13 protein-coding genes are annotated in these 18816 nt (G+C 63.0%); 1 reads left to right on the forward strand and 12 read right to left on the reverse strand.

From position 1 onward, the window contains the following. Nucleotides 1-118 precede the first annotated feature (118 nt). Nucleotides 119-457, forward strand: coding sequence for a BON domain-containing protein (locus QBK88_RS17450; RefSeq protein WP_268145710.1), 339 nt, complete (start codon nt 119-121; stop codon nt 455-457). A gap of 151 nt (nt 458-608) precedes the next feature. On the opposite strand, the gene QBK88_RS17455 is transcribed toward QBK88_RS17450, so the two are convergent. The 12 genes from QBK88_RS17455 to QBK88_RS17510 all read right to left on the reverse strand — a co-directional run bounded on the left by QBK88_RS17455 (nt 609) and on the right by QBK88_RS17510 (nt 18718). Next, nucleotides 609-3545: a DUF748 domain-containing protein gene (locus QBK88_RS17455; RefSeq protein ID WP_277963008.1), complete on the reverse strand. Its 2937-nt coding sequence runs from the start codon at nt 3543-3545 to the stop codon at nt 609-611. A gap of 128 nt (nt 3546-3673) precedes the next feature. Beyond that, on the reverse strand, nt 3674-4690 hold the full coding sequence (locus QBK88_RS17460; RefSeq protein WP_277963009.1) for a class I SAM-dependent methyltransferase: 1017 nt from the start codon (nt 4688-4690) through the stop codon (nt 3674-3676). Between the two features lie 127 nt (nt 4691-4817). Beyond that, nucleotides 4818-5687, reverse strand: coding sequence for an oxygenase MpaB family protein (locus QBK88_RS17465; protein WP_277963010.1), 870 nt, complete (start codon nt 5685-5687; stop codon nt 4818-4820). A 19-nt stretch (nt 5688-5706) separates the two neighbouring features. Further along, complete coding sequence (gene acs, locus QBK88_RS17470) at nt 5707-7644, reverse strand: acetate--CoA ligase (RefSeq protein WP_277963011.1); 1938 nt, start codon at nt 7642-7644, stop codon at nt 5707-5709. 112 nt (nt 7645-7756) lie between these two features. Beyond that, entirely contained in the window at nt 7757-9421 is a 1665-nt protein-coding gene (gene pgi / locus QBK88_RS17475) for a glucose-6-phosphate isomerase (RefSeq protein ID WP_268145700.1), read from the reverse strand. Nucleotides 9422-9636: 215 nt separating this feature from the next. After that, nucleotides 9637-10491 (reverse strand): pantoate--beta-alanine ligase, encoded by an 855-nt coding sequence (gene panC, locus QBK88_RS17480; RefSeq protein ID WP_277963012.1) that lies wholly within the window; start codon nt 10489-10491, stop codon nt 9637-9639. Further along, entirely contained in the window at nt 10488-11288 is an 801-nt protein-coding gene (panB, locus tag QBK88_RS17485; protein ID WP_277963013.1) for a 3-methyl-2-oxobutanoate hydroxymethyltransferase, read from the reverse strand. Before panB ends, panC begins: the two co-directional genes overlap by 4 nt. A gap of 271 nt (nt 11289-11559) precedes the next feature. Next, nucleotides 11560-12039, reverse strand: coding sequence for a 2-amino-4-hydroxy-6-hydroxymethyldihydropteridine diphosphokinase (gene folK / locus QBK88_RS17490; RefSeq protein WP_277963014.1), 480 nt, complete (start codon nt 12037-12039; stop codon nt 11560-11562). 3 nt (nt 12040-12042) lie between these two features. Further along, nucleotides 12043-13434, reverse strand: a complete 1392-nt coding sequence (locus QBK88_RS17495) for a polynucleotide adenylyltransferase PcnB (protein WP_268145692.1) — start codon at nt 13432-13434, stop codon at nt 12043-12045. 707 nt (nt 13435-14141) lie between these two features. After that, nucleotides 14142-15581: a sigma-54-dependent transcriptional regulator gene (locus tag QBK88_RS17500; RefSeq protein ID WP_277963015.1), complete on the reverse strand. Its 1440-nt coding sequence runs from the start codon at nt 15579-15581 to the stop codon at nt 14142-14144. 22 nt (nt 15582-15603) lie between these two features. Further along, entirely contained in the window at nt 15604-18558 is a 2955-nt protein-coding gene (locus tag QBK88_RS17505; protein ID WP_277963016.1) for a sensor histidine kinase, read from the reverse strand. Beyond that, nucleotides 18542-18718: a hypothetical protein gene (locus QBK88_RS17510; protein ID WP_003250005.1), complete on the reverse strand. Its 177-nt coding sequence runs from the start codon at nt 18716-18718 to the stop codon at nt 18542-18544. Before QBK88_RS17510 ends, QBK88_RS17505 begins: the two co-directional genes overlap by 17 nt. Between the last annotated feature and the right edge of the window lie 98 nt (nt 18719-18816).

Genomic DNA, 18816 nt, shown 5'->3' on the forward strand with positions numbered 1-18816 from the left:
TACTGATATTAAAGGATTTTATTTAAAACTCAGGTTGGCACAGGCCCTGCAACAGTATAGGTAACCCTGCCGCCAAACGAACCTGGCGCAGACTTCTCGAAAAACAGGAGTGACTCGTATGAAAAAGTTCGCTATTGCTGCCGCTACTGCTACCGCTCTGACCCTGGCCATGGGCAACTTCGCGTTTGCCGCTGAAACCACTACCAACGGTACCGTGGCCAAGACCGAACAAGCCGGTTCTGACACCTGGATCACCACCAAGGTCAAAGCCAACCTGCTGACCGAGAAAGGCATTCCAGGTAGCGACATCACCGTTGAAACCAACCACGGCGTCGTGACCCTGGCTTCCAAAGACGGTGTGACCCTGACTTCGGCGCAGAAAACCACTGCCGTGAACATCGCCAAGCACACCAAGCACGTCAAATCGGTTTCGGCTGACGCGCTGCAAACCCAGTAACAGGTTCATGCGACGGGCACAGGATGTGCCCACTCAAAGCCCCGGCTCAGTGCCGGGGCTTTTTTTTGCGGTGAGGGTTGAGGCGCCTGGTTCCCGAACTTTGCCCGGTCCTGCAAGGCCACCACGGACCTTGCAGGACCAGGCGCAACGGTCAGTCAGCATTCACCTGCATATCAGTCACCACGCTACCGTCTTTCTGCGCATCGCCTATCACCGTATCGATGAGGAATACCTTCTCGTCCGGCAACTGCCCCTTGTCCACCAGGAACGCCTTGATGGCCGCGGCCCGTGCTTGCCCCAACGCCCGCAGCAATGGTTCGCTACTGGCCCAGGACTTGATCACGGCGTCACGCAGGTTGGCTTCGCGCTGCTTCTTCTCCAACTGGTCCCACGCGGCAGGCGGCTGCTGGTTGAGCTGGGTGCGGTAGATGGCCGCCAGCATGGGGGCCTTCTCATCCTCCGGCACGGTGAGCAGGTTGGCGTTGGCCGGTACCTTGTCGCCACGGCGCTGCAGAATCTTGAAGTAGTTGGTCTGGTACTCAAGCTCCAGGCGCTGTTGGGCAACCAGCGGGCCATCACTGCTGGCTGCCGTCGCGCCGGCTACTTCCAGGTGCAGGCCGGGGCGGCTCTTGAGGCCGGCGGCCAGTTTGAGCAGGTTGGCCTGCGCGCTGGGGCTCAGGTCGCTGGAACCCGGGGCGAAGGCGATATTGCTCAGGTCGGTCGAGTCGCCGCCACTGACCAGGCTGCCCAGCAGCTTGAACGGCGCGGCGACGGCCTTGACCACCAGGTTGCGCAGGGTTTGCCAGACAATGGGCATCACGCTGAACTGCGGGTTGTTGAGGTCGCCAGTGATGGGCAGTTCGATGTTGATCTGGCCATTGACGTCCTTGAGCAGCGCAATCGCCAGTTTCACCGGCAGGCTCACGGCGTCCGGGCTGTCGACTTTTTCGCCCAGCTCCAGTTGGTCCACCAGCACTTTGTTTTCGGCCTTGAGCTGCCCCTTGGTAATCACATAATGCAGCTCAAGGTTCATCCGGCCCTTGCGTATGCGGTAGCCGGCGAACTTGCCTGAATACGGCGTGAGGGTGGTGAGCTCCAGGCGGTTGAAGCGGGTATCGATGTCCAGGCTGGCCATGGGGTCGAACGGCGTCAAGGCACCGGCAATCGTCACTGGCGCATAGCGGTCGACCTTGCCCTTGATGTCCACCTTGGCCGGTTTCTGCTGCTGGCTATCGATGGTCCCGATGGTACCGGTGAGGTCCTGGATATTGGTGGCGAAATTCGGCTTGAGGCTGAAGTCACCGAAATACGCCGAGCCGCCATTGATGCTCACACCGCCCACATGGATGGCCATCGGCTTGCTGGCGGCTGCGGGCTTGGCGTTGGCCTGGGCCTGCGGGTTCTGTGCCTGGGGAATCAGCAGGTCATTGACGCTGGTGGTGCGGTCTTCGTTGATCATGAACCGCGCGTAGGGCTGGGTCAGGGTCACCTTGTCGATGCTCAGGCTGGCCCCGTGTTCATAGTCCAGGCCATCGAGCTGCAGGTTTTCCCACTTCACGAAGTCGCGGCCCTTGAGGGTGTCCAGGGTCTGCAATTGATCGACCTTGGCACTGCCAGTGATGCTCAGGGTGAGCGGGTCGATGTTCTTAAGGTTCACCGCCAGGTCACTGCCCAGGCGCCCGCTGCGCAGTTCCAGGCGGATGAACGGCGTGATGTAGGCCTGGGCCACGCGCAGGTCGATGTCCTGGGTGTTGACCTTGAGCCTGGCCGTGACGGGCGCCAGGTTGACCTCGCCGCTGGCGCTGATCTTGCCCTGTTTACCCAGGCCGGTATCGAGCTTGAGCGTGAAAGGCGACTGGTTGAGGCTGTCGAAATTCTGCACGTCGACGTTCAGCGGGCCCAGCTCCAGTGCCACCGGTTCTTTCTGCATGCGGTCGGCAAGGTGCACCTGGTAGTCACGCAGCTGCACGTCCTTGAGCAGCACCTGCCATGGCTTGCTCGGTGCGCTGGGCACCGGCTGGGTTTCGGGTTTGGCATCGGCCGTGGCCGGGGTGGTCTTCTGTGCTGGCGGTGGCGGGGCCTTGGGGGTAGCAAACAGCTTCTGCCAGTCCAGTTGACCATCGGCTTCGCGGGCAGCCCAGGTTTCCAGTTTGCTGCTGCGGATCTTGCCGACCGTGACCAATTGCTTGGCAAGGTCTACCGAGGTTTCACTGACATCCAGGCGTTCGAGCTTGACCAGCGGCCGGCCATCCGGGGCATTCAAGGCAAAGGGCGCGACGCTGACCGAGGCGTTGGTCAGGTTCAGCTGGGTGTCCTTGGACAGGTTCAGCGAGTAGTCGGTGCTCAGGTTGAGAATGCCGTCCTGCAGGGCCAACGGGAGGGCATCGCGCACGTAGGGCCACCAGACCTTCATCCTGGCGTCGGTAACCTTCAACGAGCCTTCGGAGGTAATCGGCACGAGGCTGATGCGGCCTTTCCAGTCGATCTGGCCGCCGTCAGGGCCGGCGGCCACCATGGTCATGTCGGCATTGTCTTCGGGCAGGGTGCTGAGGTTCTTCAGTTCCAGGTTCATCGAGTTGTAGAGGAATTCGATGGGTTCGCTGGGGCGCACGTCCTTGAAGTGCAGATAGCCTTCGTTGAGCTTGATGCTGCCAATGCGCAGGGGGAACGGTTTGCTGGCGGGCTCGTCAGGTTTGGCCGGCTCGTTGGGCGGCAGCTTGAACAGTTGGGCCAGGTTGAGGCTGCCGTCTTTGTTGAAGAGCAGTTCGGTGCGCGGTTTGTCCAGCTCCACGGCTTCCAGGTGCAGTGCCTTGGTCCACAGGCTGTCGATTTGCAGGTTGGCGTACAGGCGTTCGAAGCCCACCTGCTCGATGCCCGGCTCGCCGATGTGCAAGCCCCATACCGTCAACTCCAGGCTGAAGGGGTTGAACTCCAGCCGTTCCAGGTGGGCCGGCACGCTGGCGTACTTGGCCAGTTGCTGATTGGCGATGCGCAGGCCAATGCCCGGCAGAATCAGGAAGCCCAGCAGGCTGTAAAGCGCGATCAGGGTCAGCACGGCGGCGAGGGCGCGTAACAATCCTTTGGGCATGTGGGGCGTCTACTGCGTCGAATGGGAGTGCTTGGAGTATGGCACGCCAATCTGGTTCCGAAGATATGTCCGCATTATGTGTGGGAATTTTCTAAACCGTTACGCGGGTGTGCGCCGTTACGCCTGTTTCACAACTGCAACACGAGGGTCTTGAGCGGTGGCTGGCCGTCCAGCGAAGGGAAGTCCGCTGCCGGGGTGATGACCTCCCAGCCGCGCGCCGGGCGCCCGGCCTTCTCGGCGCAACGCAGTACTTGTTCGCGCCAGTCGTCGAAAGCGACCTTCGCCAGGTTGTTGCAGCAGATCAGTACCCCGTTGTCCGCAGTGGCCAATAGCGCAGGCTTGAGCAGGCTCTGGTAGTCGCGCAGCAGGTCCACGGTGCCGAACGCGCTCTTGGCCCAGGCGGGCGGGTCGAGGAACACCAGGTCGAACTGGCGCTGCTCCAGGCGCGTGTAACTGGGGAGTTTCTGCCCACGGCGCTGGCTGATCGGCAGGCCGGCGAGCTGGCGGATGGCCGGGAAGTAGTCCGATTGCACAAAGCCCATGGTGGGCAACTGTGGGTTGAGCGCGCCATTTTCCTTGCCCACCGCCAGGTTGCCCTCGGCGAAATCCAGGTTCACCACTTCTCGGGCGCCGCCGGCCGCGGCGCTCAGGCCCACGCCGCAGGTGTAGGCGAACAGGTTGAGCACGCTCTTGTCTTTGCTATTGGCCTTGACCCAGCCGCGGGCATTGCGCAGGTCCAGGAACAGCAGCGGGTCTTGCCCGGCGTGCCGGCCGCGCACCCGGTAGTTCAGGCCCCACTCGTGGCCCACCAGGTCCGCCAGGGCCGCTTCATCGGCCTGGTAGACGGTGTCCTGGCGGTCGATGCGCGAGTTGCCCCGGGAGCGGTCGTTGTAGACCAGCAGCAGGTCCTGGCCCAGTTCGCGGTTGATGGCGTCGTGGAGGGCCAGCAGGTCGTCGCGTTCCAGCGGTTGGTGGAAGCTTTGCACCATCAACTGCGGGCCGTAGCGGTCCACGGTGAGGCCGCCGGCGCCCTCCTGGCTGCCGTGAAACAGGCGGTAGCAGTCGGTGCCTTCGGCATGCAGGTGCGCAATCAGGTCTTTGCGGGAATCGAGAGCGGCGCGCAGCGCCTTGTTCACAGTGGACATGCGCCGTACGCCTTGAATAAAGATCCACCAGTTTAATCGTTGTGGGCTTTGGGGTGAACCTGATATTCCCGACTGCCCTTTTCCCCGGTGGCACCGGACGAGCTCGGGAAGCAGTCAATACGCTCTGTCAGGCTATCCCCATGCGCCGTCGCGCCCGGTGCGCGGAACCATCGCGCACCGCCCAGCGCAGGATCGGTGCGGTACCGCCGATGCCGCCACGCACCAGCCGGCGCTTCAGGTCGCCCTGGGGCAGCTCAAGCATGTCGCTGGCCCAGTCCGGCAACAGGTCCACGCCGGCCTGCATCATCAACGCCCCGAACGGCTTGGCCAGGCGGCTGGGCGCAGGTGCGTCGAGCAGCAGGCGAATCACTTCGCGGCTACGGTGGTCGCACACCAACTGCGGGCGAATGCCTTCCAGGTAATCGGCGATTTCCTGCCGAGAAGCCGGCACATGTCGCGCGCCAAGGCGCTCGGCCACCAGGGCAATCTCGGCGTAGTAGCGGTCCTGGTCCGCCAACGAGAGGTGCGGGTTGCGGTAGCGCAAATGCGCGGCCAGAAAGTGGCTGACCTCGGCCACATGCACCCAGGTCAGCAGGTCTGGGTCACTGGCAGCGTAGGCGCGGCCATCTTCGGCGTGGCCAACCACTTGGAGGTGGATGGTGCGTACCTTGTCGATCAGCCAGTTGGCGTCGTCCGTGGCGCCGAAGGTAGTGCCGGAGATGAACTGCCCGGTGCGCCGCAGGCGGCCGAGCATGTCGGTGCGAAAGTTGGAGTGGTCCCACACCCCGGCCAGTGCAAGGGGGTGCAGGGCCTGGAGCATCAGCGCGGCAATGCCGCCCACCAGCATGCTGGTGAAGTCGGCGTGCACCTGCCAGCATACCGCCTGGGGGCCGAACAGGCCCGGGTCGCCCCGGGGGTTTTCCAGGTCCAGCTTGCCCAGGGACAGGCCAGTGAGGCTCAACACTTGTTGCTCGATACGGCGGCGAATGAATTCCATGGGCAGTCTGGGTCTGGGCTCAGCGGTTCAGGCGCTGATCGATCAGGCCTTGTACCACACTGGGATCGGCCAGGGTCGACGTATCGCCCAGGCTCTCGGTTTCATTGCAGGCGATCTTGCGCAGGATACGGCGCATGATCTTCCCGGAACGGGTTTTGGGCAGTGCTGGCGCCCACTGGATCAGGTCGGGTTTGGCGAACCTGCCAATTTCCTTGCTCACCTGCTGTTGCAGCGCCTGCAGCAGCGCATCATCTGGCGTCACCCCTTGCATGGGCGTGACGAACGCATAGATGCCCTGGCCCTTGAGGTCGTGAGGGTAACCGACCACGGCGGCTTCGGCGACACAGTCATGCAGCACCAGCGCGCTTTCCACCTCCGCAGTACCGATGCGGTGCCCGGAGACGTTGATCACGTCGTCCACACGGCCGGTTATCCACAGGTCGCCGTCTTCGTCGCGGCGGGCGCCGTCACCGGTGAAGTAATAACCGGGGAAGGGCTTGAAGTAGGTGTCGAGCATGCGCTGGTGGTCGCCGTAGACACTGCGAATCTGCCCTGGCCAGCTGCCCTTGATCACCAGCAGACCGCTGGCCGGGCCCTCCAGTACCTTGCCCTGCTCATCCAGCAGCAGAGGTTGTACCCCGAAAAACGGCTGGGTGGCGCAGCCAGGTTTAATCCGCCGGGTACCGGGCAGGGGCGTCAGCATGATGCCGCCGGTTTCGGTCTGCCACCAGGTGTCGACGATGGGGCAGCGCGCCTTGCCGACATCCTGGAAGTACCAGTGCCAGGCTTCAGGGTTGATCGGCTCGCCAACGCTACCCAACAGGCGCAGGCTTTCGCGCGAGGTACTGGCCAGCGGCCCCGGGCCTTCGCGCATCAGGGCGCGCAGGGCCGTGGGGGCAGTGTAGAAAATGTTCACCTGCTGCTTGTCGATGATCTGCCAGAAGCGCGAGGCATCCGGGTAATTGGGCACGCCCTCGTAGATCAGCGTGGTAGCGCCGTTGGCCAGGGGGCCGTAGACGATATAGCTATGGCCGGTCACCCAGCCAACGTCGGCCGTGCACCAGAACACTTCGCCCTCGCGGTAATCGAACACGTACTTGAAGGTCATGGCCGCTTGCAGCAAGTACCCGCCGGTGGTGTGCAGCACGCCCTTGGGCTTGCCGGTGGAACCTGAGGTGTACAGGATGAACAGCGGGTCTTCACTGCCCATGGGCTCGGGCGGGCAGTCGTCGCTGACCCCGTGAATGGCTTCGTGGTACCAGATATCCCGGCCCGGCGACCATTGCACGTCACCTTGGGTGCGCTGCACCACCAGCACAGTGGTAACGGCCGGGCAGCCTTGCAAGGCCGTGTCGACATTGTTTTTCAGCGGGGTGTATTTGCCGCCGCGTACGGCTTCGTCGGCGGTGATCACCGTGCGGCAATCGGCGTCCAGGATGCGGTCGCGCAGCGCCTCGGGCGAGAAGCCGCCGAACACCACCGAGTGCACCGCGCCGATGCGCGCGCAAGCGAGCATGGCGTAGGCGGCTTCAGGGATCATGGGCATGTAGATGCACACCCGGTCACCTTTGCGCACCCCGCGCTCCTTGAGCACGTTGGCCAGCCGGCAGACGTTGTGGTGCAGTTTGCGGTAGGTGATCTCGGCGGACTCCACCGGGTTGTCGCCTTCCCAGATGATCGCCACTTGATTGCCGCGGCTTGCCAGATGGCGGTCGATACAGTTGTAGGTAACGTTGAGCTGGGCGCCCTCGAACCAGCTCGACTGGCCCTTGTGCAGGTCGCTGTGGTGCACGTGGGTCCAGGGTTTTATCCAGTCGATGAATTTTTCGGCCTGTTCGGCCCAGAATGCATCGGGTTGGTCGATGGACTGGCGGTACAGGCGCTGGTAGCCGGCATCGTCCAGGCTGGCGCCAAGGCGAATGGCGTCCGCTTCGGGGTAGGCGGTGATGTCGAACATGGCGGTGTTCCTTGTTCTGGTAAGTCACCCCCTGAAGCTTAGCCCTGCTGAGCCCTGCAGGCCCGGGCAAAAAAATCCCCTCACGGGGAGGGGATTGTTTTTCAGGCCGGACTCAACCGCGGTGGCGACCACGGAAGTAGTTGATCAGGCCCTGGGTAGACGCGTCCTCGGCCGGCTCTTCGATGCCGCCGGTCAGGCGCTGGTAAACACCCTTGCCCAGTTCCTTGCCCAGTTCCACGCCCCATTGGTCGAAGGCGTTGATGCCCCACAGCACGCTTTGCACGAACACCTTGTGCTCGTACATGGCCACCAGGGCGCCCAGGCGGCGCGGGCTGATGCGTTCCACCACCAGGGTGTTGCTCGGGCGGTTGCCCGGGATGACCTTGTGCGGCGCCAGTTTCTGCACCTCGGCTTCGGCCATGCCCTTGTCGCGCAGTTCCGCTTCGGCTTCGGTGCGGGTCTTGCCCAGCATCAGGGCCTGGCTCTGGGACAGGCAGTTGGCGAATAGCCACTGATGGTGGTCAGACACCGGGTTGAAGCTCACCACCGGCACGATGAAGTCAGCCGGGATCAGTTGGGTGCCCTGGTGCAGCAGCTGGTGGTAGGCGTGCTGGCCGTTGCAACCTACGCCGCCCCAGATGACCGGGCCGGTGTCCGTGGTGACCGGCGAGCCGTCCTGGCGAACGCTCTTGCCGTTGGACTCCATGTCCAGTTGCTGCAGGTGCTTGGTGATGTTGCGCAGGTAGTGGTCGTACGGCAGGATCGCATGGGACTGCGAGCCCCAGAAATTGCCGTACCACACGCCCAGCAGGGCCAGCAGCACTGGCATGTTCTGCTCGAAAGGCGCGGTCTGGAAGTGCTGGTCCATGGTGTAGGCACCGGACAGCAGTTCCTTGAAGTTGGCGGTGCCGATGGCCAGGGCAATCGGCAAGCCGATGGCGGACCACAGCGAATAGCGCCCACCTACCCAGTCCCACATCGGGAAAATGTTCTCTTCACGAATACCAAACGCCACGGCGGCGGCGTTGTTGCTCGACACGGCGATGAAGTGGCGGTGCAATTCGGCTTCCGTACCGCCCTGGGCCAGGTACCAGCCTCGGGCGGCCTGGGCATTCTTCAGGGTTTCGAGGGTGCTGAACGACTTCGACGAGACGATGAACAGCGTGGTCTCGGCGCGCAGCTTGGTGGTCAGCTCATGGAACTCGCTACCGTCGATGTTGGCCAGGTAGTGGCAACGCACGCCTTTCTGGGCGTAGGGCAGCAGGGCTTCGGAGACCAGCTCCGGGCCCAGGAACGAGCCACCGATGCCGATGTTCACCACGTCGGTGATCGGCTTCTCGGTGTAGCCGCGCCACAGGCCGTCATGAATGCGCCCGACCAGCTCGGTGATCTGGTTCAGCACCTTGTGCACTTCCGGCATGATGTTGCTGCCGTTGACGTTCAGCTTGTCGCCCACCGGGCGGCGCAGGGCGGTATGCAGCGCCGGGCGGCCTTCGGAGGAGTTGAGCAGTTCGCCGGCGAACATCGACTTGATGGCGCCTTGCAGGTCAACCTCATTGGCCAGCTTGACCAGCAATTCGCGGGTCTCGGTGGTGATCAGGTTTTTCGAGTAGTCGAGGAACAGGCCGCAACCACTCAGGGAAAATTGATGGAAGCGTTGCGGGTCGGCCGCGAAAGCCTCGCGCATGCTGAAATCCTGCATGGCCTGGCGGTGCTGAGTAAGCGCTTGCCAGGCGGGCAGAGCGGTAACGTCATGGGGGGTACGGTAATACGCCATCGCTGCGGGTTTCCTTGTACTTGAACAGCCTTTGGACACGGTCGGATCCCGGCCAGTTGCATGAATGTTGCAACCTGTGGGAGCTGGCTTGCCAGTGAGCTTTCGGGCTTCGAAAAAGCTCGCTGGCAAGCCAGCTCCCACAGTAACCATCTATCGCGCTTCTGTCTGCGCGGGCCGCGGTACTTTTTAACAGACCGGGCCTTGCAGAATAGCAGTCAGGCGTCGAGGTTCAGGTGCAGATTGTCGATCAGCCGCGTGGTGCCCAGGTAGGCCGCGGCGATGATCACCAGGTCGCGGTCTTCGGCGGTGGCGGGGCGCAGGTTGATGCCGTGGCGCACTTCGAAGTAGTCGGGCTTGAAGCCTGCTGCCTCGATCTGTGCGCGGGCCTCGGCCAGCAGGCGTTCGTAATCACGCTCACCGCCGGTGATGGCCTGGGCCACGTGCTGCAGGGCGCGGTACAGGACGGGCGCGGCGTTGCGCTGTTCGGCGGTGAGGTAGCCATTGCGCGATGACAGCGCCAGGCCATCCTCGGCGCGCACCGTGGGTTCGCCGATGATCTGGATGGGCATGTTCAGGTCACGCACCAGGGCGCGGATCACCGCCAGTTGCTGGTAATCCTTCTGGCCGAACACGGCCAGGTCCGGCTGGACCATGTTGAACAGCTTGCTGACCACCGTGGCCACGCCTTCGAAATGGCCAGGGCGGCTGGCGCCACACAGGCCTTCGGACAACTGCGGGACGCTGACCCGGGTCTGCACCGCCATGCCGTCGGGGTACATCTCTTCCACGGTGGGGGCGAACAGCAGGTGGCAGCCGGCCTGGATGAGTTTCTCCTGGTCGGCGGCGAGGGTACGCGGGTACTTGTCCAGGTCTTCGCTGGGGCCGAATTGCAGCGGGTTGACGAAGATGCTCGCCACCACGAAATCGACCCGCTGGGCGGCCTTGGTGACCAGGGCGGCATGACCGCTGTGCAGGTTACCCATGGTCGGCACGAAGCCGATGCGCTTGCCTTCGCTGCGGGCGCGAGCCACGGCGGCGCGCAGTTCCTTGACGCTTTTTACGGTGTTCATGCACTAAATCCGTGTTCGGGACCGGGGAAACTGACGTCTTTGACGCCTTTTACATAGGCTTGCAGGGCGCTCTGGATATCCGGCTGGCCTACCAGGAAGTTCTTCACGAACTTGGCCATGCGGCCGGTCAACGAAAGCCCGAGCATGTCGTGCAATACCAGCACCTGACCGTCCACGCCAGCCCCGGCGCCAATGCCGATGACCGGAATCTTGACCGCCTGGGTGATTTCGCTGGCCAGCTCGCTGGGGACGCACTCCAGCAGGATCATGGCCGCGCCCGCCTGTTCAAGGGCAATGGCATCGGCGCGCATCTGCCGGGCCTGGGCTTCCTGGCGGCCTTGCACTTTATAGCCGCCCAGCACGTTGACGGTCTGGGGCGTCAAACCCATGTGCACGCACACCGGCACGCCGCGCTCGGCGAGCATGCGAATGGAGTCGGCCAGCCAGGCCGCGCCTTCGACCTTGACCATGTGGGCGCCGGCCTGCATCAGTTGTGCGCTGTTGGCGAACGTCTGTTCCAGGGTGGCACAGGCCATGAACGGCAAGTCCGCCATGATCAGCGCGCCCTTGTTGCCGCGCTTCACGCTGGCCACATGGTAGGCCATGTCGGCATTGGTGACGGGCAGCGTGCTGTCGTGGCCCTGCAGGACCATGCCCAGCGAGTCGCCGATCAGCAGGATTTCCACACCCGCCTGGCTGGCCTCATGGGCGAACGTTGCGTCATAGCAGGTCAGCATGGCGATTTTCTCACCCTTGAGCTTGAGGCTCTGCAGGGTGGTCAGGGTGATTTGTGGCATCAAAAGTGTCCTCAGTCGGGCGCCGTGATTACTGCTGTCAGTAAGCGGTTCAAACACAACATCATCTAAGCGTGATGTTTTGGAAACGGCCACACAGCGGCCGCTCCGCGCCGTTTTGCTGCGTTAGTGAGCAACGGGATGCCTATAGTCGTGAGGAGGGGGCGCGAAGTCAATTGGATGTGTTACGGGGGTGTTACTGGGTGGGGGGATCGGGTGTTACCGGGCGATTGCTGCAAGCGCCAGGGCAGCCGCTATCAGCCCCGATGCAACCTCAAGCCAACCGCTCCAGCCCCTCGAACGGACAGGCCGCCAGGAGATCGACCAGCAAGCGCCCATCCGCCAGCCGCAAGCCAGCCGGCGCCACCTCGGCCAGCGGGTACAACACGAAAGCCCGCGCCTGCATATGGTAATGCGGCACCTTCAGCCGAGGCTCATCGATGACGCGGTCGCCGAACAGCAGAACGTCGAGGTCCAGCGTGCGTGGCCCCCAGCGTTCGGCCCGCACGCGGCCCTGTTCATTTTCGATGGCCTGCAGGGCGTCGAGCAACGCCAATGGCGACAGTTCGGTCTCCAGGCGCGCTACCGCATTGGTGTAGCGCGGTTGGCCGGGTGACAGCGACTCACTGCTGTACAGCGCCGAAACCTGCAAGCCGCGGCTCGATGGCAACTGCGCCAGCGCATCGATGGCCTGGCGCAGTTGCTCCGCAGGTTCGGCCAGGTTGCTGCCCAGACCGATATACACGACTTCCATGGCTTACTCGCCCGAGTCCGCCGCGGCGTTACGCTTGCGCTTGGCGCCCGTGCGCTTGCGCTTGCGCGGGCCGGTGCCGCTTTCGTCCTTGCTGCCCAGGTCACGGATCATGTCGCGACGCTCGCTGTCGTTGGCGTCCTGGTAGTCGGTCCACCATTCGCCCAGGCCGTCGGTCTGCTCACCGGCGCTTTCACGCAGCAGCAGGAAGTCGTAGCCGGCACGGAAGCGCGGGTTGTCCAGCAACAGGTCGGCGCGCTTGCCGCTGCGCCGTGGCAAGCGTTCCTGCATGTCCCAGATCTCGCGGATCGGGATGGTGAAGCGCTTGGGAATGGCGATGCGCTGGCACTGTTCGGCGATCAGTTCGTGGGCACCTTCCTGCATGGCCGGGATCGGCGGCATGCCGCGTTCCTGCAGGCGCAGCACGCGGGCGGGCAGAGCCGGCCACAGCAGGGCAGCGAACAGGAAAGCGGGGGTTACCGGTTTGCCCTGCTTGACGCGCAGGTCGGTGTTCTTCAGCGCTTCGCTGATCAGCGTGTGGGTGTAGGTCGGCGAATGTTCCAGGGCTTCGGCGCTGGCCGGGAACAGTGGGTCGAACAACTGCAGGTCCACCAGCATTTCGAAGGTGTCAGCGGCATGGCCGGAGAGGAACAGCTTCAGGCTTTCCTCGAACAGCCGGGCCGACGGGATCTCGCGCAGCATGGGCGCCAGTTCGCGGATCGGCGCGGCAGTGTGCTTCTCGATGCCGAAATCCAGCTTGGCGGCAAAACGCACGGCACGCAGCATGCGCACCGGGTCTTCCTGGTAGCGCTGCACCGGGTCGCCGATCAGGCGGATCAGGTGGTTGCGAATGTCGTGCACGCCGTTGGCGTAATCGAGGATGCGCTCGCTGACCGGGTCGTAATACAGGGCGTTGATGGTGAAATCGCGTCGCTGGGCGTCCTCTTCGAGGGTGCCGTAGACGTTGTCGCGCAGGATGCGACCGCTTTCGTTACGCGACGACTGGTTGCTGTCTTCCTCTTCCTCATCCTGGGGATGGTTGGCGCGGAAGGTAGCGACCTCGATGATTTCGCGGCCGAAATGGATATGCACCAGCTTGAACCGCCGGCCAATCACCCGGGCATTGCGGAACTCCGCACGCACTTGTTCGGGGGTGGCGCTGGTGGCGACGTCGAAGTCCTTGGGGGTGATATTGAGCAGCATGTCACGCACGCAACCGCCCACCAGATAGGCCTGATAGCCCGCGTTCTGCAGGCGTTCGACGATGCTCACCGCATGGCGGCTGAACTGGTTGCGCTGCAGCGAGTGTTGCCCGCTATTGAGCACTTCGGGCGTGGTGCGCAGGTGCTGCGGACGACGCACGGGGGTACGGAAAGACTGGAACAGCTTCTTCAGCATGGGATGCACTGTTTGAAGGAATGTTCGGCCATGAATGGAGAATGACCGCATGATGGGCGGGGATTCTAGCATTTAGTCGGGGGATGGTGTAGGACGCAGCGCAAGGAGGGGGACGAAACGCGAAAAATCAGGGGGCCGGAAACCACAAGGGGAGCCGAAGCTCCCCCAGAATGTAGTTGCATGCTCTTCTTGTTTTTTGTTCGGGCTTCTTGTTTTTGTTAACGCCCTGCCCAGAAGGTCTTTGCCTGTGGGCTGCTCCCTAACCGGGAGTCAAGAGCAAACGGATTGCTTTGGTCGCTGTGCTGTAGTCATCCAGTGCTGGCTCTGCTTTTCAGTGCAGTTTTTGTTGTTCTCTGCCTGGCTGTGGGGCGAACCCCGCGTTACAACGCCTCTCCAAAAGAATCAGTTAGCTGCGCCTCCGCCGTGTTGTTCTTGTTATGCGTGAGCCGTTTCATCTTGTTTTTATTCTAGTGTGTCATTTGCTTATTGTTGTTCTTGTACCAAATACATAGCAGGTGCCGTGCCAACTTCTTAAAACCCTTGTAAAACAAGGGCTTGAGTCGTTTGATGGCGCTTGGCTAGTGCTTGTTTACGCCGTCATTCGTTACCGTGCGACTCGAGATCTGTTACGCCTCGCGGGTGGGGGTAACAGTTTGTCACGCCCCCTGTTTGTTACCCCGTGACAGTGGTGTAACAGCTGAAACGTATCAGCTTTCGCTGGTAGCCCCCGACTTGCGGCGGGGTATGCCCAGGCGCTGTCGTCGCTCCCACAGGCATTTGCGACTCACGCCCAATTTGCGCGCCAGTTCGGTTTCCGTCATGTGGTCCTGGTGCTCGAGCACGAAGTGCTGGAAATAGTCCTCCAGCGACAGGTCTTCGGTGGGCTCGTGGCTGTTGCCACTGGCATTGCCGGCCTGGGTGGGCACCATCGGGTCGAAGGCATCATCGTCCAGGTCTTCGAGCTCGATATCGATGCCCAGCAGCTCGGCGGAAATCTCCGGGCTTTCGCTGAGAATCACCGAGCGCTCCACGGCATTTTCCAGTTCCCGCACGTTACCCGGCCACGAATAGTGTCGGATAGCCTGTTCTGCCTCGGCGGAAAAACGCAGGTCGTTGCGGCCGATACGGGCGCTCTGGCGGGCCAGGAAGGCGTTGGCGATCTCGTTCACGTCGGCGCCACGCTCGCGCAGGGCCGGAAGCTTCAGGGCTATGACGTGCAGACGGTAGTACAGGTCTTCACGGAATTGGCCGACCTTGGCCAGGCTCTTGAGGTCCCGGTGGGTGGCGGCGATCAGGCGAACGTCGACTTTCTGCGACTGCACCGAACCTACTCGGCGAATTTCGCCTTCCTGCAACACGCGCAACAGCCGCGCCTGGGCTTCCAGGGGCAGCTCGCCGATTTCGTCGAGGAACAGCGTGCCGCCGTCCGCCGCTTCGACCAGGCCGGCACGGCCGGCGCTGGCACCGGTGAACGCGCCTTTTTCGTGGCCAAACAGCTCAGACTCGATCAGGGTTTCCGGAATGGCCGCGCAGTTGACCGAAATCATCGGCGCCTTGGCCCGGCGTGACAGATTGTGCAGGGCGCGGGCTACCAGTTCTTTACCGGTACCCGACTCGCCCTGGATCAGCACGTTTGAGTCGGTAGGCGCTACCTTGCGGATCTTGCTGTACATATCCTGCATGGGCGGGCACGAGCCGATGATGCCGATTTCGCCATTGGCGTTTTCGGCGCCGGCAGGCGCCTTGGCACTGCCATTGGCACGTTCCGCGGGCGCCGGGGCAGCCGCGGGGGCGCTTTGGCGGTCGCGCAGGATGCGCGCCACGGCCTGCAGCATTTCGTCGTGGTCGAAAGGCTTGGCGATGTAGTCCACCGCGCCCATCTTCATGGAGTCCACAGCCGAGCGCAGGCTGGCGTAGCTGGTCATGATCAGCACCGGCTTGCCCTGGCCCAGTTTGATCAGCTCGGTGCCCGGGGCGCCAGGCAGGCGCAGGTCACTGACGATCAGGTCGAAGGTGGGGATGGAGAAGCGTTCCTGTGCCTCTTGCACGGAGCCGGCTTCGCTGACCTGGTACTGATTCCGTTCAAGCAGGCGGCGCAGGGCAGAACGAATAATGGTTTCGTCTTCGACGATCAGAATGTGCGGCATTGATTCAATTCTCTCGACGGTCTCAGTTCACGGCGGACGTCGCTTCGACATGACGCGGCAAGGTCACCCGAATACGGGTACCGCGCTGGCTTTGAGTATCAGCCGGGCTGTCGATGGTGATCTGTCCATAATGCTCTTCAACGATGGAATAGACCAGAGCAAGCCCCAGTCCGGTTCCCTCGCCCGGATCCTTGGTAGTGAAGAAGGGTTCAAACAGGCGGTCCATGATGTTCTTGGGAATGCCGCTGCCTTCGTCCTCGACGATCAGGTCCACGGTGTGTTCACTGGCCTCGCTCTTGACCCGCACCGCGCTGCCGGCGCTGGAGGCGTCGCGGGCATTGGACAGCAGGTTGATCAACACCTGGGCCAGGCGCTGCGGGTCGCCTTCCACCCAGTGGTCGGGGTCGCAGAGGTTGTAGAACTGCACTTCGAAATTGCGCCGGTTCAGGGCCAGCAGGCCAATGGCATCCTGGGCTACTTCCGACAGGTTCACCGGTTCGTCGCTGTGCTGGTGGCTGCCGGCGTGGGCGAAGCTCATCAGCGACTGCACGATGCGCGATACGCGCTTGGTCTGTTCGAGGATCTGGCTGCTGAGCTCGGTGATCTCACCGTCTTCCTCGCGCTCTTCGCGCAGGTTCTGCGCCAGGCAGGCGATGCCGGTGATCGGGTTGCCGATTTCGTGGGCCACGCCTGCAGCCAGGCGGCCGATGCTGGCCAGCCGTTCCGAGTGCACCAGCTTGTCTTCCAGCATCTGGGTGTCGGTGAGGTCTTCCACCAGCAGCACCAGGCCACTGTTGCCGGGGGCCAGGGGCTCGTCGATGGCGGCCTTGTGCAGGTTCAGCCAGCGGGTCTGGCCGTCCAGGCCCAAGCGCTGTTTGTGCAGGTGTTCATCGGGAACGTTGATGAAGCCTTGCAGCAGGCCGCGCCATGGCTCGCCGATGGTCATCAGGCGCGAGCCCACCACGCGCTGGGCAGCGATGCCGGTCAGTTCTTCCATGGCCTTGTTCCACATCAGGATCTCCTGGTCCTTGGCCAGGGAACAGACGCCCATGGGCAACTCTTGCAGGGTCTGGCGGTGGTAGCGGCGCAGGGCGTCCAGTTCGGCGGCCAGGCCCGTGAGGCGTGAGTGGTAGTCTTCCAGGCGGCTTTCGATGAAGTGGATGTCTTCGGTCACATAGTTTTCATTGCCGGACTTGTACGGCAGGAAGGTCTCGACCATGTCCTGGGCCACGCTTGGGCCCATCAGCCCCGACAGGTTGGCCTCGATGCGGTCACGCAGGCGGCGCAGGGCGTAGGGGCGGCGCTCGTCGAAGGGCAGGTACAGGTCCCGCAGCGCCTGTTCCACTTCCTTCTGCGCGGCCTTGGCACCCAGCGGCTTGGCCAGTTGGGTGGCGAATTCCTGGGGGGAGGCGGCGTGCAGTTCGCGGCGCTGCGGGCGGCGCACGTTATCCACGGCGCAGGCCTCGGCCGCGCTGGCTTCCTCGGGGCTGGGGTTACTGAACAGCGAGATCAGGGTGAACATCAGTACGTTGGCGGCCAGCGACGCGATGGCCGCCATGTGCCAACTGGTGTCGTCGAGCACGTAGATCATGTTCAGCAGCGGGATGTAGAACCCCTGCAGGTTGCCGATCAGCGGCAACAGCATGGTCACCATCCACACCAGAATGCCGGCCAGCAGCCCGGCGATGAAGCCCCGGCGGTTGGCGGTGGGCCAGTACAGCACCGACAACACCCCAGGCAGGAACTGCAGGGTGGCGACGAAGGCAACGATGCCCAGGTTGGCCAGGTCCTGGGCGGTGCCCAGCAACAGGTAGAAGGCGTAGCCGGCCATGATGATGGCCACGATCAGCCCACGCCGCGTCCACTTCAGCCAGCGGTAGATGTTGCCTTCGGCGGGTGGCTGGTAAAGGGGCAGCACCAGATGGTTCAGCGCCATGCCCGAAAGCGCCAGTGTCGTGACGATGATCAGCCCGCTCGAGGCTGACAGCCCACCCACATAGGCCAGTAGCGCCAAGGCCTTGCTGTTGGCGGCGATGCCCACACCCAGGGTGAAGTATTCCGGGCTGGTGGTGGCCCCCAGGCGCAGGCCGGCCCACAGGATAAGCGGCACGGCCAGGCTCATCAGCAGCAGGAACAGCGGCAGGCCCCAGCTGGCGCTGACCAGCGAGCGCGGGTTGAGGTTTTCGGTGAAGGCCATGTGGTACATGTGCGGCATGACGATGGCCGAGGCAAAGAACACCAGCAGCAAGGTGCGCCATGGGCCTTCCTGCAGGGGCGTGTGCAGGGCGGCGAGGGCGGTCTGGTTCTGCAGCAGCCACAGTTCCAGTTCATGGGGGCCGTTGAATACCCCGTATAGCGCGTACAGGCCGATGCCGCCGACCGCCACCAGTTTGATGATCGACTCGAAGGCGATGGCGAACACCAGGCCTTCGTGTTTCTCGCGGGTAGCGATGTGGCGTGAGCCGAAGAAAATGGTGAACAGCGTGATCAGCGCGCAGAAGGCCAGAGCCACCCGGTTCTGCACGGGTTCGCGGGTGAGGATGCCGATGGAGTCGGCCACTGCCTGAATCTGCAGGGCCAGCAGGGGTAGCACGCCGATCAGCATGAACACGGTGGTCAGCGCGCCGGCCCAGGTGCTGCGAAAGCGGAAGGCGAACAGGTCAGCTAGGGACGACAGCTGATAGGTGCGGGTGATCTTCAGTATCGGGTAGAGCAGCACCGGCGCAAGCAGAAAGGCGCCGGACACCCCCAGGTAGCACGCCAGGAAACCATAGCCGTACTGGTAAGCCAGGCCCACCGTACCGTAGAACGCCCAGGCGCTGGCGTACACCCCCAGTGACAGGGTGTAGGTGAGGGGGTGGCGAATGATTGCGCGCGGGATCATTCCCCGTTCGCTGACCCAGGCCACGCCGAACAGCACCAGCAGATAGCAGGCGCTGATCAGGATCATCTGGGTGAGGCTAAAGCTCATCGGCATCACGTTGGCTCTGGAGAATGAAAGTCACCACGATCAGGATCAGCCAAAGCAGATAAGGCCGATACCAGGCGCCGGTCGGTTCTATCCACCAGTCCATGATCGCGGGGGAGAACAGGTAGATACCGACTACCAGCAGCAGGACCAAACGGTAGATATACATGCCGGCCTCCTCAGTGGATGAACGTCAAACCCCAGGGTGCTCGACTTATTATTGTATGCGTGGGCAAAAACGGTGCGGCGATGGTAACGCAAGCGCAA

This window comes from Pseudomonas sp. RIT-To-2, assembly GCF_029623465.1.
Classification (GTDB): Bacteria; Pseudomonadota; Gammaproteobacteria; order Pseudomonadales; family Pseudomonadaceae; genus Aquipseudomonas; species Aquipseudomonas silvicola.

Bases quoted from the DNA above. Each gene is read 5' to 3' on its own strand.
- QBK88_RS17450 (WP_268145710.1), top strand. From the start codon at position 119: ATGAAAAAGTTCGCTATTGCTGCCGCTACTGCTACCGCTCTGACCCTG.
- QBK88_RS17455 (WP_277963008.1), bottom strand. From the start codon at position 3,545: ATGCCCAAAGGATTGTTACGCGCCCTCGCCGCCGTGCTGACCCTGATC.
- QBK88_RS17460 (WP_277963009.1), bottom strand. From the start codon at position 4,690: ATGTCCACTGTGAACAAGGCGCTGCGCGCCGCTCTCGATTCCCGCAAA.
- QBK88_RS17465 (WP_277963010.1), bottom strand. From the start codon at position 5,687: ATGGAATTCATTCGCCGCCGTATCGAGCAACAAGTGTTGAGCCTCACT.
- acs (WP_277963011.1), bottom strand. From the start codon at position 7,644: ATGTTCGACATCACCGCCTACCCCGAAGCGGACGCCATTCGCCTTGGC.
- pgi (WP_268145700.1), bottom strand. From the start codon at position 9,421: ATGGCGTATTACCGTACCCCCCATGACGTTACCGCTCTGCCCGCCTGG.
- panC (WP_277963012.1), bottom strand. From the start codon at position 10,491: ATGAACACCGTAAAAAGCGTCAAGGAACTGCGCGCCGCCGTGGCTCGC.
- panB (WP_277963013.1), bottom strand. From the start codon at position 11,288: ATGCCACAAATCACCCTGACCACCCTGCAGAGCCTCAAGCTCAAGGGT.
- folK (WP_277963014.1), bottom strand. From the start codon at position 12,039: ATGGAAGTCGTGTATATCGGTCTGGGCAGCAACCTGGCCGAACCTGCG.
- QBK88_RS17495 (WP_268145692.1), bottom strand. From the start codon at position 13,434: ATGCTGAAGAAGCTGTTCCAGTCTTTCCGTACCCCCGTGCGTCGTCCG.
- QBK88_RS17500 (WP_277963015.1), bottom strand. From the start codon at position 15,581: ATGCCGCACATTCTGATCGTCGAAGACGAAACCATTATTCGTTCTGCC.
- QBK88_RS17505 (WP_277963016.1), bottom strand. From the start codon at position 18,558: ATGCCGATGAGCTTTAGCCTCACCCAGATGATCCTGATCAGCGCCTGC.
- QBK88_RS17510 (WP_003250005.1), bottom strand. From the start codon at position 18,718: ATGTATATCTACCGTTTGGTCCTGCTGCTGGTAGTCGGTATCTACCTG.